The sequence below is a fragment of the Nitrospirillum karajorum genome (assembly GCF_036348415.1).
GTDB classification, from domain to species: Bacteria; Pseudomonadota; Alphaproteobacteria; order Azospirillales; family Azospirillaceae; genus Nitrospirillum; species Nitrospirillum amazonense_B.
In genome coordinates, this window is sequence record NZ_JAZBQB010000001.1 from 1029910 (window position 1) to 1044371 (window position 14462).

Here is a 14462-nt window from a genome sequence, read left to right on the forward strand (position 1 = left end):
GTGAGCGAAGGACTTCCCCCTCCTGAGGCTGATCACGGGGCGTCGACCTGGCGCCCGCGGCACAACCCCTATCTCGTCGCCATGGTGGTGACCGTCGCCACCTTCATGGAGGTGCTGGACACCACCATCATCAACGTGGCCCTGCCGCACATCGCCGGCAGCTTGTCGGTGGGCACGGATGAAAGCACCTGGACGCTGACCTCCTACCTGGTGGCCAACGGCATCGTGCTGCCCGTTTCGGGCTGGCTGGGCCGCATGATGGGGCGCAAGAACTACTTCCTGCTGTCCATCGTCATGTTCACGGTGTCGTCGCTGCTCTGCGGCTTGTCGACCTCGCTGCCCGAACTGATCGTCTTCCGCCTGTTCCAGGGCTTCTTCGGCGGCGGCCTGCAGCCGAACCAACAGTCCATCCTGCTGGACACGTTCGAGCCGTCGAAACGCGCCACCGCCTTTGGCGTCACCGCCGTCGCCATCATCGCCGCCCCCATCATGGGGCCGACGCTGGGTGGCTGGATCACGGACAATTTCAGCTGGCGCTGGGTGTTTCTGATCAACGTGCCGGTGGGCGTCCTTGCCACCTTCGCCATCTCGGCGGTGGTGGAGGATCCGCCCTGGGCCAAGGCCGGCGCCGCCAAGGGCCGGCGCAACATCGACGTGATCGGCCTGTCGCTGATCGCCGCCGGCTTCGCCTGCCTGCAGATCGTGCTGGACCGGGGCGAGCAGGAGGATTGGTTCTCCAGCGGCTTCATCCAGGCCTTTGGCGTGGGCGCCGTGCTGGGCCTGGTGGGCGCCGTCGTCTGGCTGCTGGACCGGCCGGATCCCATCGTCAACCTGCGGGTCTGGAAGAACAAGGACTTCGCCATCGGCACCTTGTTCATCAGCATCATGGCCGCCACGCTGTACGGCAGCGCCGTCCTGATCCCGCAATTGGCGCAATCGCAGCTGGGCTACACCGCCACCTGGGCCGGCATGATCCTGTCGCCTGGCGGCTTCATGATCCTGATCATGATCCCCATCATCACCCGGGTGCTGCTGAAGAAGTTCCAGGCCCGTTTCATCGTGGCCACCGGCTTTTTCCTGTTGGGTATCGCCATGTTCTACACGGCGACCATCACGCCGCAGGTGGACTTCCTGACGCTGATGAGCATGCGCATGGCCCAGACCTTCGGCACGGCGCTGCTTATGATCCCCATCAGCACGGTGGCGTTCGCCAGCGTGCCGCGGGAAATGAACGGCGACGCGGCCGCCCTCTATTCCATGGCCCGCAACCTGGGCGGCAGCATCGGCATCGCCCTGGTCACGGCCTACCTGACCCAGCGGTCGCAGGTGCACCAAGCCTATCTGGCGGAACATCTGACCGACCTCAGCGTGGGCTATCAGATGACCAAGCAGGCGTGGATGGATGGCCTGGTCAGCCAGGGGTTGACCCCGTCGCAACTGCAATCCTCCGCGCTGGGCGGCATGTACCGCACCCTGCTGCGCCAGTCGGCCATCCTGGGCTACGTCGATGTCTTCCGCATCTCCGGCGTCGTGGCCCTCTGCGTCGTGCCCCTGGCCTTTTTCATGAAATCCACCAAGGCGGCGCCCAAGGCCGCCGCCGCGGAGTGACCCCGATGTCCGCTACCACTCCCTTCGCCGCTTTCCCCCGCCGGGCCCTGCTGCTGGCTGCCACGGCCGCCTTGGCGCTGACCGCCGCCTGCACCCTGGGGCCCGATTATCAGCCGCCCAAGGCCGATGCGCCCGCGACGTGGAGCGCCACGACCACCCAGTCGGCGATGAAGATTCAGGCCAGCGCCGACCCCACGGTTCTGGCCCATTGGTGGACGGAATTCCACGATCCCACCCTGGACAAGCTGGTCGCCGACGTGGTCGCTGGCAACCTGGACCTGAAGGTGGCGGAACAGCGCATCCTGTCCGCGCGCGCCCAGCGCCAGCAGGCCGCGGCGGCGCAGTATCCCAGCGTGAAGGGCGAGACGGCGGCCATGCGCAACCGTCTGCCGCCGGGCACGTTTGGGCAGTTGGGCGGCACCAACAACATCTTCCTGGCCGGCTTCGACGCCTCGTGGGAGCTGGACCTGTTCGGCGGCACACGGCGCAGCATCGAGGCGGCCGACGCCAACGTCGAGGCCGGCATCGAGAACCGCCGCTCCATGGTCATGTCCATGCTGGCGGAACTGGGTACCGATTACGCCGCCCTGCGCTCCCTTCAGGCGCGCACGGCCATCGCCAATGAGAATGTGCGCCTGTCCCAGGAAACCCGCGACCTGACCGCGGCCAAGTACAAGGTGGGCCTGGCGACGGAACTGCAGCTGGCGGAGGCCGACGGCCAGCTGGAACAGCAGAAGGCGGTGCTGCCGACGCTGGCAACGCAGGCGGCGCAGCGGGCCCACGCCATCGCCACCCTCACGGGCCGCACCCCGGCCGACGTTGATGGCTTGCTGACCACGGCAGGGCCGGAGGTGCCGTTGCCGCCGGCACTGCCGGCCAGCCTGCCGTCCGAGGTGGTGCGCGCGCGCCCCGACATCCGCGCGGCGGAGCGCACCATGGCCGCCACCAACGCCGAGATCGGCGTGAAGGAGGCGGCGCGCTTCCCCAAGGTGTCGCTAGGCCTCATCGGCGGCTTCCTGAACCCGGACCTGGGCAAGCTGTTGCAGGGCGACAGCTTCGGCTGGAGCGTCGGTCCCACCGTCAGCGGCACCCTCTTCGACGGCGGGCGTCTGAAGGCCGGCGTCAAGGATGCCGAAGCCCAGGCGGAGCAGGCCCGCCTGACCTACCGCAAGACGGTGCTGACCGCCTTTCAGGAGGTGGAGGACGCGCTGGTCGCCTATACCAACGAGCGTCAGCGGAACGAAACCCTGCACCGCGCCCTGGACGCGGCGCAGCGGGCGCAGGATCGCGCCCGGTCGCAATACCGCGCCGGCTTGGCCGATTTCCTGAGCGTGCTGGACGCGGACCGCACCCTGGCCACGTCCAAGGATGCAGTGGCGCAAAGCGACTATGCCCTGGTGCAGCAGACCATCGCCCTTTACAAGGCGCTCGGCGGCGGTTGGCAGGCGGGCGAGACGGGGACGGGCGAGACGGGGGCGGGTGAAGCCGCCGCCGCCGACACCGTCCCGGCCGGTTCCCATGGGGGCGCCGGCAACCCGCCGGCGTGAGGCGGGCGCGGGCGATGAAGCAGGGTGGCAAGGTGATAGTGACGGACGGGGAAGCCCCTGGTGAGGAACGCCCCGCCGGGCGCCAGCGCAAGGCTGGGGATACCCGCCGGGCGGAGATCATCGAAGCCGCTCTGGAACTGCTGCATGAGGTGGGGCCCGCCGGCACCACGACCACGGCCATCGCCCGCCGCATCGGCATGGCCCAAGGCTCGCTGTTCCGGCATTTCCCCACCAAGCACGCGATGTGGGATGCGCTGCTGGATAACCTGTCCCAGCGCATCGCCCCCCCGGTTCAAGAGGCGCTGAAAGGCAGCGGCAGCCCCATGACCCGCCTGCGCGAGGTCATGCACACCTGGCTGCGCCTGACGGAGAGCATCCCCGCCCTGTCGTCTCTGATATTCATGCGCGGGGTGCTGGCCGACAGCCCGGACATGCGCCGTCTGCTGGTGGAACGCCTGCAACGGCCCCACCGCATCTATTGCACCCTGATACGCGAAGGCATCGCGGCGGGCGAGGTGTCGCCCGAAACGGATGTGGAGAGGGTGGGCTGGATCCTGTCGGGTTTGAAGCATGGCCTGGTGATGCGCTGGACCCTGCTGGATGGGACGCTGGACATGCACGCCGACCTGGACGTGATGCTGGACACGATTATCGCCGGCATAAGCAAGAGGTAGGGTTGTCGCCAGGTGCGAGGGACGGGTCCCGCGTCATTTTTCCCGACAGGTTGACGCCTGTCGGGCCGTACCAACGGGCGGCCGGGTGCGGGTGGGGGGCCACTTCCGCCATTCGCTGCCCGCCAATCGGGCACGGGCCCAGTTCGTCCGTGACAGGGGGCTTCCGGTATGAAAAGAAGGGCGCCGGGTTCCCGTCCCATTCCGCGTTTCCGTCTGGCCTCCCTTCCTGGATAACGTCCCGCGATGCTGCGCCCCCGGTCGTTTCGCCTCATGCTCCCGTCCGTCCTGCTTTCATCCGCGGCCAGGCCGGCCCTGTTGGCCTGCGCGATGGCGGGCGCGCTGACGGCCTGCACGGTGGGGCCTGACTATGAACGGCCCGAAACGCCGCAACCCACGGCTTACCGCGAGACGGTGACGGGTGATGCGGCCAAGGACGCGGCCCTGCGCAGCGAAATCGCCGCCGACTGGTGGAAGCGGTTCAATTCGCCGGAGCTGGACAGCCTCATCGCCCGCGTGGCGTCCAACAATTTCGACGTGCGCGCCGCCATGGCCCGCATCCGTCAGGCCGAGGGCACGGTGGACGAACAGCGTTCCGCCCTGTTCCCCACGGTGTCGGCCAGCGCCGGCCGCACCCGCAGCCAGACGGGCGGCGGCACCACCACGGTCAGCAACGGCAACTTCATCTCCCGCAACAACATCAGCAGCAATTATTCCGCCAAGCTGTCGGCCAGTTACGAACTGGATTTCTGGGGCAAGAACCGCTCCGCCTTCGAATTGGCCAAGGCCAGCCTGAACTACAGCCGCTACGACAAGCAGACCGTGCTGATGACGGCCATCGCCACGGTGGCCACGGATTATTTCCAGGCATTGGCTTACAAGGACCGCCTGACCCTGGCCCGGCAGTCTCTGAAGGATGCGGAGGATGTGCTGCGCGGCATCCAGGCCCGTGCCCGCGCCGGCACCGCCACCGCCGTGGACGTCGCCAACCAGGTCAACGTGGTGGAGGCGGAGCGCGCCGCCATCCCGCAATACGAACAAAGCCTGGCGCAGCAGATCGACGCCCTGGCCATCCTGGTCGGCGTGCTGCCAGAACAGTTGAAGATCGAGGGCACCACCCTCAATGGCCTGGCGGAGCCGGAGGTGGCGCCCAATCTGCCCTCCACCCTGCTGACCCGCCGCCCCGACGTCGCCTCGGCCGAGGCGCAGCTGATCGCCGCCAACGCCACCTTGCGCAACGTCATCGCGCAGCAATATCCCAGCCTCAGCCTGACCGGCACCTATGGCTATCAGAACGAATCCCTCGGTGACCTGTTCAACCCGGCCAGCAAACTGTGGTCCCTGGGCACCTCGCTGAGCCAGACGGTGTTCGACGCCGGCAATCTGCAAGCGCAGTCCGACGTTCAGCGCGCCCGGGTCGAGGAATTGGCGGCCGATTATCAGAAGGCCGTCGTCACCGCCTTCGCCGATGTCGAGGATGCGCTGGCCGGGGTGCGCTACACCCGCGACATCCGCGCCGCCCAGGAAAAGGCCACCGCCTCCGCCGATGAGGCGTTGCGCGGCACCACCGGCCAATTCCAGCGGGGCACCGCCGACATGGTCAGCGTGCTGACGGCCCAGCGCACGCTGTTCAGCGCCCAGGACACCTTGGTGCAGAGCCGCCTGAACTACCTGACCTCCATCGTCACCCTGTATCGGGTGCTGGGCGGCGGCTGGTCGGTGGAACAGACGGAAGCCCAGGCCGAAACCGCCCCGGACAAGGCCGGTGGCTGAGGCCCGGGCGGCCTTCCCGGCCGTCGCCCAGCCCGAGCGCCTCCTGTCCCTGGACGTCTTCCGCGGGCTGACCGTGGCCCTGATGCTGCTGGTCAACGATCCCGGGACCTGGTCCGACATCTATTGGCCGTTGCGCCATGCCAGATGGCATGGCTGGACGCCCACCGACCTGGTCTTTCCCTTCTTCCTGTTCATGGTGGGCATCACCACCCACTTGTCCCTGGCCCGGCGGCGGGCGCAGGGCCAGGGGGATGCCGCCCTGGTGCGCCAGATCCTGCGGCGCGGCCTGATCCTGTTCGGCCTCGGCCTGTTCATCGCCTGGTTCCCCGGCTACACCGTATCGGGCCACGGCACGCTGGCCGACCGCACGCTGGCGCAACTGCTGTCCTGGCGGATACCGGGTGTCTTGCAGCGCATCGCCCTCTGCCATGTCGCGGCCGGCTTGCTGTCGCTGCGGCTCGGCGCGCGGGGCCAGGGGGCGCTGGTCGTCGCGCTGCTGCTGGGCTATTGGGCGGTGATGACCGGCGTGCCAGTGCCGGGCACCGGCGCCACCGGCCTGGCGGCGCTGGCCCATCCAGGCGCCACCGTGGCGGCGGCCGTGGACCGCGCCTTGTTCGATTGGGGCCCCCTGGGCAACCATCTGTGGGCCGCTGCCCACACCTGGGATCCCGAAGGCGCCCTATCCACCCTGCCGGCCGTGGCCACCGCGCTGTTGGGCGTCCAGGCGGGCCGTTGGCTGGGCCAGCCCCTGCCGCTGCCGACGCGCATCCGGGGGCTCATCATCGCCGGGGTGGCGGGTGTCCTGCTGGGGGAAATCTGGGATCTGGCCTTTCCCATCAACAAGAGCCTGTGGACCAGTTCCTTCGTCGCCCTCACCGCCGGCATGGCCTGCCTGTGCCTGGGGGCTTTGCTGTGGGGGGTGGAGGTGCGGGGCTGGCGCCGCTGGACCCGTCCCGCCTTGGTGTTCGGCGTGAACCCCATCCTGGCCTATGTCGGGTCCGAACTGATGGCCATCATCATCGGCGGCGTCATCACCCTGCCCTGGGACCACCGCATCGCCCCGCTGCAGGACGTGATTTACGAGGCGGTGTTCTATCCCTTGCTGCCGGAAAAGGCGGCCTCCCTGGCCTACGCCCTCCTGTTTGTCGCCCTGTGGTGGGCCATCCTGGAGGTGCTGTACCGCCGCCGGATCTTCCTGAGGGTGTGAGGGGCAACAATAGGCTTGTGGTCGATCAAGATGATGTCGGCAATTGCGATAGCACGGCGGCGAAGGGGCGCAGAGCGGTAACGGTCCTGGGAAGGCCCTGCTTTTCCAGGGTGTCCAGATATTCAGATCCTGACTTTGGCGGCTTCTTTAAACGTCGGCAGCAATTTCCCGCCGCAATCACGACCGCCGCCGCTTTCAGGTCGAACTGGTAGTGAATGAAATCGTCGGGGTGGATGGGCTCCACATTGAACTTCGCCAAATCCTCTATCGGGAAATCCCTCAGGTTAAACGTGATGATTGCGTCCGCCCGTGCATGGATGGCCGCAGCCAGCACGTGCCGGTCGTCAGGATCGGGAAGATTGAGAACGGGAATTAGATGTTCATACCCTGACACCAGGCAATCCGCGACGCTCGCTTCCATGCGCTGCCGAGTCCACCGCAATTGCTCTGGTGTCAGATCTGGGCGATTCTTCAGGACATTCCGTGTCCATTCCTCGTGGATGGCGTCCGTCCATTTCGCCCGAAAAAGTTCCGTTGCCGCCAATTCCATCAGGAAATCGCGAAGAGGCGCCGGATACAGGACGCAAGCATCGAACACGACGGTGAACCGCGACACGTCAGTAGCCCATATCAAGCTCTTGAGCTTGTGCGACCAGCTCATCCAGGGCCTTGGACCGGGCCTCCGCTTGTCTTTGTTTGAAGGCTTTCAGATCCGCGAAACGGACGCGTCGGTGAGTGCCGACCTTGTGGTGGGGAAGATGGCCCGTTTCCAGTAGCTTGACGAGATGGGGCCGACTCACGTTCAGGAAATCCGCCGCCTCCTGGGTCGTCATCTCCGCATGCACCGGGATCACGGTGACGGCGTTGCCTTGTGAGATTTCCACCAGTAGATGCGTGATCAACTCACGCAAGGCCCGTGGCAAGGGCAGGGCCTGGCCATCGTCCAGTTGGACCCGCAGTTCCCGATCCACATGCCTGGACAGGATGCGGCTCGACTCCGTCGCCAGCTTCGTGTCTTCGTCAGATGGGACGATGGTGTCGTTCCGCTCCAACAGCGCCGTCATCGTATCCTCCGCCTCGCCAGTACATCATCCATGATAATGTAGGTATGAGTCAGCTGATCGCTAAACGCAATATACGAAACCTTACGCCGCCTTGTCCTCGAAGCACAGGCTGAACAAAGCTCCGCCGCCGTGGCGGTCGCGGGCGGCCAGGCGGCCACCGTGCTGGCGCATGATTTCCATGGCGATGGCCAGGCCCAGCCCTGAGCCGGTGATGCCGGCGCCGGCGGCGCCGCGGACGAAGGGCTCCGCCAGGGTCAGGGGGTCCTCGCCCTGCAAGCCCGGCCCCCGGTCAGCGACGGACAGGATGGGGCCGGGGCCCACCCGCACCTCCACCATGCCGCCGGCCGGGCCATAGGCGACGGCGTTTTCCACCAGGTTGCGCAGGGCCTCCGCCACGGCACCGGTGTTGCACACCAGGGGGAAGTCCTCCACCACCTCCAGCTCGATGGATTTGCCCAGGGACCGGATGAAGGGCGCCAGGGTCACCAGCTCGCCCGCCGTCAGCTCTCCCGCCATGACGCGGTCGGTGCGGGGCAGGGGGGTGCCGGACAGGCGCGACAGCGATAGCAACTGCGCCACCAGGCGCGACAGGCGGCGCACGTCCGCGCGCACGGCGGCCATGTCGGCCTCCCCGCTTTCCAGGCGCGCCTGCACCACGGCCAGAGGGGTGCGCAGTTGGTGGGCGGCGTCGGCGATGAAGCGGCGGTGGTGGCGGAAGCTGCCCTCCAGCCGGGCCAGGGCCGTGTTGAACGCGTCCACCAGGGGCAAGACCTCGCTGGGCAGGTTCTTGCCGTCCAGGCGGTGGTCCAGCCGGTCCAGGCCGATGGCCGCCGCCTCCTCCGACACCTCCTGGATGGGGGTCAGACTGCTGCGGATGGTCCAGACGCCGATGGCGGCGGCGATCAGGGCCACCGGAATGCCGAACAGCAGGATGTCGCGGACGAATTCGTCCAGCAGGCCGTTGATGATCTTCTGATCGGCGGTGGGCGACTGCGCCACCGCCAGGGTCACGGTCCGGTCGCCCAGCTTGATGGGCGTGCCCAGGCCATAACGCTCCGGCTCCCCCGGCGGGCGGAAGAAATACTCCGCGTCCGTCTGGTTCAGCGCCTCGCGCAGGGTGCTGGCGGCGCGGGGCAGCGATTGGGTCAGCAGCCGTCCATGCTGGTCCCACACGGCGTAAATGACACCGTCCTCCTCCAGGGCGTAGCGATTGGCCAGATCCGGCGGCAGGCGATCCAGGGTCAGGCCGCCATGGTTGAAGGCGGTCATCAGCTCGTTGGCCTGGCCGCGCAGCACCTTGCGCTGCACGACGCCGCCCGCCTCCTCCAGCCGCACCACCAGGGGCAGGATCGCCACGGCGACCGAGGCCAGGAACAGCAGGCCCAGCCGCCAGGCCAGGCGGCCTTGCAGGGACCGGTGCCGCCAAATCTGCGCCAGGGTGGCGAGCATCAGGAAGGGGTCCGGGGCAGTGGAGAAGGGAAGGGGGAAGGGGGCGGGCTCACGATGCGCTCATCATATAGCCCAGTCCCCGCATGGTGATAATGGCGGCCGTGGCCTCCGCCGCGACCAGCTTGCGGCGCAGGCGGGACACCAGCGCCTCAACGGCGTTGTCGGTCGCCTCGTTGCCGAAGCCGTACAGGGCGCTGTCGATATGGGCCTTGGTCACCACCTGGTCCACCTTGCGCAGCAGCACCTCCAGCAGGGCCAGTTCGCGGGCGGTCAGGGCCAGGGGCGACTCCGCCACGGCCGCGCAGCGGGCCGCGCTGTCGAAGGAGAGGTTGCCGCATTCCAGCACCACCCCGATCACGCCGCCCGGCCGCCGCAGCAAGGCCCGCAGCCGGGCCCCCAGTTCCCCCATGTCAAAGGGCTTCACCAGGTAATCGTCGGCCCCGGCGTCCAGCCCTTCGATGCGGTCGTCCAGGGTGGAACGCGCCGTCAGCATCAGGATGGGAACCTTGCGCCGGCCGCCGCGCAGTCGTCGCACCAGGCTTATCCCGTCGCCATCCGGCAGGCGGCGGTCCAGCACCAGGGCATCGTAATCGGCGGTGGAGATATGGTCCTCGGCCTCGGCCAAGCTACCACAGGCGTCGACGGTGAAGCCGATTCGCGACAGATGCTCGGCGGTCAGCGTCCGCAGGTCCCGTTCGTCCTCAACCAACAAAAGCCGCATCGGCCAAGTCCCAGCCCAAGTCCTCGGCGCACCCACCACGGGCGGCAGATGTACCTATACGCGCCAGCGGCCGCCGCCTGTCGTTCCCGGGGGGATTTTCCCGGGCAGGGCGGGGTTGAGGGCGCCGACATCCCGTCAGCACGGCGTCAGCTTGACTGTGCCATCGTTGCCACGCGCTGATCAACCTGGGTGCCGACCATCATGACCGTCCTCACCGCCGCCCTGCTGCCCGAATCCTCCGCTGCTCCATGGGCGGCCTTGCCCGCTTGCGGCGTGACGTCCGGGGCCATTGCCGGACCATCGGTGACGGACCATCGCACCCAGCCCGCACAGGCGGATCACGGCTTTGGCCACCACCGTCCCGTTGGCCTGCCGGCTCTGCTGCTGGCGCTCAGCGCCGCCTTGCCGGCCGACGGTTGGGGGCGGGTCGCCGGGGGGCTGCTGGGACCGGTGGTGCGCACGATGGTGCCCTGGCTCTATGGCTCCATCATCGATGTGACGGTGGACGGGATGCGCCGGCGCCTGCATGTCCGTGACCATGCCGACGACCGCCGTGTCTTGGCGCTGCCCCGGCAGATGGCTGACCAGGCCCGTGCCCGGATGGCCGCGGCCCTTCCGGTGGACGGTGTCTTTGTCGATGTCGGCGCCGGCACGGGCCTGCACACCTTGGCCGCAGCGCGCCATTTGGGACCGCGCGGCCGGGTGCTGGCGGTGGAGCCCAACGCCGCCACCCGCGATCGGCTGGCGGTCAACCTGTCCCTGAACGCGCTGGTGGCCAGCGTCACACTGGTGGAGGACGCGGTGGGCCCGGCCTGTGATGGGTTGGTCCTGGCGGCGGGAAAGCGCAAGCCCGCGGCGGCGGCGTCGGGCTGGGACGCGCCGCCGCCTGCCCTGGTGCGGGCCCGGCCGCTGCTGGATCTGGTGCGGGCGGCCGGCCTCGGGCGGCTGGACGTGCTGCGCTTGGGCATGAAGGCCGGCGCCGACCTGGCGGTGATCTCCTTCCTGCACGCCGCCCCGCGGGCACTGCGGCCCCGGCTGATCCTGGTCGACCGTTGCGGCGCCCAGGGCTGGGGTACGGATTTGGCCGCGACCTTAGCGCTCCACGGCTACCACGCCTGTGGCGACACGGCCGACGCCCTGCTGTTCCAGGGGGAGGCCGAGAGCGACAGTGGCGCCCTGTGGGAACCGGACGACTGGTCCCTGGTTGCCTCCTGATTTGATCCACCCGTCATAGGATAAGGGCCCGCCGAAGCGACTCGGTGGGCCCTTATCATTTGGTCGCGTGCCTTCGGAACAAAAGCTCAGCTTCGCTTCACCCCCGCCATCGCGGCGTGCAGGCGGGACATCTTCGCTTTCCTGGGCCGCAGGGCCAGGTAGATCACCGGGGTGGTGTACAGGGTGATGAACTGCGACACCAGCAAGCCACCCACGATGGCCACGCCCAGCGGTTGGCGCATTTCGGCGCCCGTGCCGCCACCGATGGCCAGCGGCACGGCCCCCAGCAAGGCGGTCAGGGTGGTCATGGTGATGGGTCGGAAACGTTCGCGGCACGCCTCCACGATGGCTTCCTGGGCCGACAGGCCCTGGATGCGCTCCGCAGCCAGGGCGAAGTCCACCAGCATGATGGCGTTCTTCTTCACGATGCCCATCAGCAGGATGATGCCGATGAAAGAGATCATCGAAAGCTCATAGCCCGTGACCATCAGCGCCAGGATGGCGCCGATGCCGGCGGAGGGCAGGGTGGACAGGATGGTGAGGGGCTGGGCCCAGCTTTCATACAGCATGCCCAGCACGATGTAGATGGTCACCAGTGCCGCCAGCACCAGCAGGGGCTGGCCCTGGTTCTGCTGCTGGAAGATGCGGGCGATGCCGCCCACCTCCACCCGCATGGAGGCGGGCATGGCCAGTTCCGTCACCGCCTGCTGTGCCCGGGCCAGCGCGTCCACCTGGGCCACGCCGTCGGCCAGGTTGAAGCTGAGGGTGGAAGAGGGGTACTGCCCCTCGTGGTTCACCGACAGGGGTGATTCCTGCACCTTGACCTTGGCGAAGGTCGACAGCGGCACCATGCCCGCCACCGACTTCACGTAGATGCGCACCAGGTCGTCCGGCCCCGTCTGCTCGTTGGGCGTCGCCTCCAGCACGACGTGGTATTGGTTACGGGCGCCGTACAGGGTGCTGACCTGCTTTTGGCTGAAGGCGTTACCCAGGGCCGCGTCCACGTCAGACGGCGTCAGGTTCATGCGCGAGGCCAGGTCGCGGTCGATCACCACCTTGGCGTCCAGGCCGGCCTTGTCCTGGTCGGAACTGACGTCCTGGAAGTAGTCCGGCAGTTCCTTCAGCCGGGCCACCAGCTTGGGCACCCATTCATAGAGGTCGTCCAGGTTGTCGCTCAGCAATGATACCTGGAACTGCGAGTCGCTGCTGCGGCCGCCGAACCGCAGATCCTGCTCGGCCTGCAGGAACACCTGCAAGGCTTCCAGCTTGGCGAACTTGGGCCGCAGGCGAGCGATGACCTGATCGGCGGTGGCGTCCCGCTCATTGCGGGGTTTCAGCGAGATGGTCATGCTGCCGGTGTTGGCGCTGCTGCTGCCCGGCCCGCCGCCACCGCCGCCGGTGGTGCCGCCGATGGCCGCCACCGCCGGATCGTCGGCGATGATCTTCACCACCTCCTGCATGCGGCGCTGCATGGTCTGGAACGAGGTGTCGGCGGAGGCGCGGACGCTGCCGCGCAGCAGGCCGGTGTCCTGCTGCGGGAAGCCGCCCTTGGGCACCACGCCGTAGAGGTAGATGGTGCCGAAGATGGTGCCGATGGCCACGAACAGCATGATGATCCGGTGGCGCATCACCCAGCCCAACCCCTTCATATACAGGTTGGTTGCGGCGTCCAGCGGCCGGCCAACCCAGCGGTCGGCCCAATTGGCCTTGCGTTCCCGGGCATGGTCGATGAAGCGGGCGCACATCATGGGCGTCAGGGTCACCGACACGATGCCCGAAACCAGGATGGCCGCGGTCAGGGTCATGGCGAATTCGTGGAACAGCCGGCCCGCCAGCCCGCCCATGAAGATGATGGGCACGAACACGGCCACCAGCGACAGGGTCATGGACACGATGGTGAAGCCGATCTCGCGCGCGCCGTCCAGGGCCGCCTGCAAGGGCGGCTTGCCCATCTCGCGATGGCGGACGGCGTTCTCGATCATGACGATGGCGTCGTCGACCACGAAGCCCACGCTGATGGTCAGGGCCATCAGCGACAGGTTGTCCATGCTGTAGTCCAGCAGCCACATGACGGCGAAGGTGCCGGCCAGCGACAGGGGCACGGCGGTGGCGGCGGCCAGGGTGGGCGCCAGGCGGCGCAGGAACAGGCCCACCACCAGAATGACCAGGCCGATGGAAATCAGCATGGTGACCTGCACGTCGTCCACGCTGGCGCGGATGGTGGCTGTCTGGTCGTTGACGACGTTGATCTCGATGCCGGGCGGCAGCCATTTCTGAATCTGGCCCAGGTTGGCCTTGATCAGGTCCACCGTCTTGATGACGTTGGCGCCCGGCTGCTTCAGGACCGACACCAGGACGGCCGGCTGGGTGCCGAACCATCCCGCCTGGCGGATGTTTTCCGAGCTGTTCAGCACCGTGGCCACATCGCCCAGGCGGAAGACGGTGCCGCTGGCGGTGCGTACCACCAGGTCGCGGTAATCCTGCGCCTTCAGCATGGTGTCGTTGGTGGTCACCGTCATCAGCGTGTCTTCGCCATCCATGGTGCCCACGGGCTGGCTGACATTGGCGTTGGTGATGGCGGTGCTGATGTCGGCCAGGCTGATCTTGCGCGCGGCCAGGGCGTTCACGTCCACCTGCACGCGGATGGCGGATTTCTCGCCACCGGCGGCCGAAGCCTGGGCCACGCCTTCGATCTGGGACAGCCGCTGGGCCAGGATGCCGTCGGCGGCGTCGAAGATGGCCTGGTTGGTCAGGGTCTTGGACGTCAGCGCCAGCGTCATGATCGGCCGGCCGTTGGGGTTGGCCTTGCGGAAGATGGGCTGGCTGGTGAGGCCGGAGGGCAGGTCCGTCGCCGCCGCGCTGATGGCGGCCTGCACGTCCCGGGCGGCGTCCGAGACCGGACGGTTGACGTCGAACTGCAGGATGATGGTGCTGACGCCCAGCGACGTGGACGACGTCATCTCGTTCACACCGGCGATCTCGCCCAGGTGCCGCTCCAGCGGGGCGGTCACCGTGGCGGCCATGGTCACGGGGTCGGCCCCCGATTCCCGGGCCTGGACGAAGATGATGGGCAGGTCGGTGTTGGGCAGCGACGCCACGGGCAGAAAGGCGTAGGCCACCGCCCCCACCAGCGCCAGGCCCAGGGCCAGCAGGGCCGTGCCGATGGGCCGGCGGATGAAGGGTTCGGAAATGCTCATGGGATGGCCG

11 protein-coding genes are annotated in these 14462 nt (G+C 67.8%); 6 read left to right on the forward strand and 5 right to left on the reverse strand.

Translation table 11 applies throughout. From position 1 onward, the window contains the following. The 5 genes from UCD39_RS04600 (at position 1) to UCD39_RS04620 (ending at position 6806) form a co-directional block, all read left to right on the forward strand. Positions 1 to 1608 carry a DHA2 family efflux MFS transporter permease subunit gene (locus UCD39_RS04600; RefSeq protein ID WP_442943562.1) on the forward strand — a complete coding sequence of 536 codons (1608 nt, stop codon included), beginning with the start codon at positions 1 to 3 and terminating at the stop codon, positions 1606 to 1608. Between the two features lie 5 nt (positions 1609 to 1613). Further along, on the forward strand, positions 1614 to 3155 hold the full coding sequence (locus UCD39_RS04605; RefSeq protein WP_330494902.1) for an efflux transporter outer membrane subunit: 1542 nt from the start codon (positions 1614 to 1616) through the stop codon (positions 3153 to 3155). Positions 3156 to 3187: 32 nt separating this feature from the next. Beyond that, positions 3188 to 3829, forward strand: a complete 642-nt coding sequence (locus UCD39_RS04610) for a TetR/AcrR family transcriptional regulator (RefSeq protein WP_330494903.1) — start codon at positions 3188 to 3190, stop codon at positions 3827 to 3829. A gap of 327 nt (positions 3830 to 4156) precedes the next feature. After that, positions 4157 to 5599 carry an efflux transporter outer membrane subunit gene (locus UCD39_RS04615; RefSeq protein ID WP_330494904.1) on the forward strand — a complete coding sequence of 481 codons (1443 nt, stop codon included), beginning with the start codon at positions 4157 to 4159 and terminating at the stop codon, positions 5597 to 5599. After that, positions 5592 to 6806 carry an acyltransferase family protein gene (locus UCD39_RS04620; RefSeq protein ID WP_330494905.1) on the forward strand — a complete coding sequence of 405 codons (1215 nt, stop codon included), beginning with the start codon at positions 5592 to 5594 and terminating at the stop codon, positions 6804 to 6806. The genes UCD39_RS04615 and UCD39_RS04620 overlap by 8 nt, the downstream gene beginning before the upstream one ends. Positions 6807 to 6831: 25 nt before the next feature. Here UCD39_RS04620 and UCD39_RS04625 read toward each other — a convergent pair whose 3' ends face one another. The 4 genes from UCD39_RS04625 to UCD39_RS04640 form a co-directional block, all read right to left on the reverse strand. Next, positions 6832 to 7422 (reverse strand): VapC50 family PIN domain-containing toxin, encoded by a 591-nt coding sequence (locus UCD39_RS04625; protein ID WP_330494906.1) that lies wholly within the window; start codon positions 7420 to 7422, stop codon positions 6832 to 6834. Between the two features lies 1 nt (position 7423). Then, positions 7424 to 7870, reverse strand: coding sequence for a helix-turn-helix domain-containing protein (locus UCD39_RS04630; protein ID WP_330494907.1), 447 nt, complete (start codon positions 7868 to 7870; stop codon positions 7424 to 7426). A gap of 81 nt (positions 7871 to 7951) precedes the next feature. After that, a complete protein-coding gene (locus UCD39_RS04635; RefSeq protein ID WP_330494908.1) occupies positions 7952 to 9319 on the reverse strand; it encodes a sensor histidine kinase in 1368 nt (455 codons plus the stop codon). Between the two features lie 49 nt (positions 9320 to 9368). Continuing rightward, positions 9369 to 10040 (reverse strand): response regulator transcription factor, encoded by a 672-nt coding sequence (locus tag UCD39_RS04640; RefSeq protein WP_145734709.1) that lies wholly within the window; start codon positions 10038 to 10040, stop codon positions 9369 to 9371. 201 nt (positions 10041 to 10241) lie between these two features. Here UCD39_RS04640 and UCD39_RS04645 point away from each other — a divergent pair, with 201 nt between their 5' ends. Continuing rightward, a complete protein-coding gene (locus UCD39_RS04645; protein WP_330494909.1) occupies positions 10242 to 11255 on the forward strand; it encodes an FkbM family methyltransferase in 1014 nt (337 codons plus the stop codon). An 86-nt stretch (positions 11256 to 11341) separates the two neighbouring features. Here the strand turns inward: UCD39_RS04645 and UCD39_RS04650 are convergent, their stop codons facing one another. After that, positions 11342 to 14452, reverse strand: a complete 3111-nt coding sequence (locus UCD39_RS04650; RefSeq protein ID WP_330494910.1) for an efflux RND transporter permease subunit — start codon at positions 14450 to 14452, stop codon at positions 11342 to 11344. Between the last annotated feature and the right edge of the window lie 10 nt (positions 14453 to 14462).

Bases quoted from the DNA above. Each gene is read 5' to 3' on its own strand.
- UCD39_RS04605 (WP_330494902.1), top strand. From the start codon at position 1,614: ATGTCCGCTACCACTCCCTTCGCCGCTTTCCCCCGCCGGGCCCTGCTG.
- UCD39_RS04635 (WP_330494908.1), bottom strand. From the start codon at position 9,319: ATGCTCGCCACCCTGGCGCAGATTTGGCGGCACCGGTCCCTGCAAGGC.
- UCD39_RS04640 (WP_145734709.1), bottom strand. From the start codon at position 10,040: ATGCGGCTTTTGTTGGTTGAGGACGAACGGGACCTGCGGACGCTGACC.
- UCD39_RS04650 (WP_330494910.1), bottom strand. From the start codon at position 14,452: ATGAGCATTTCCGAACCCTTCATCCGCCGGCCCATCGGCACGGCCCTG.
- UCD39_RS04615 (WP_330494904.1), top strand. From the start codon at position 4,157: ATGGCGGGCGCGCTGACGGCCTGCACGGTGGGGCCTGACTATGAACGG.
- UCD39_RS04630 (WP_330494907.1), bottom strand. From the start codon at position 7,870: ATGACGGCGCTGTTGGAGCGGAACGACACCATCGTCCCATCTGACGAA.
- UCD39_RS04645 (WP_330494909.1), top strand. From the start codon at position 10,242: ATGACCGTCCTCACCGCCGCCCTGCTGCCCGAATCCTCCGCTGCTCCA.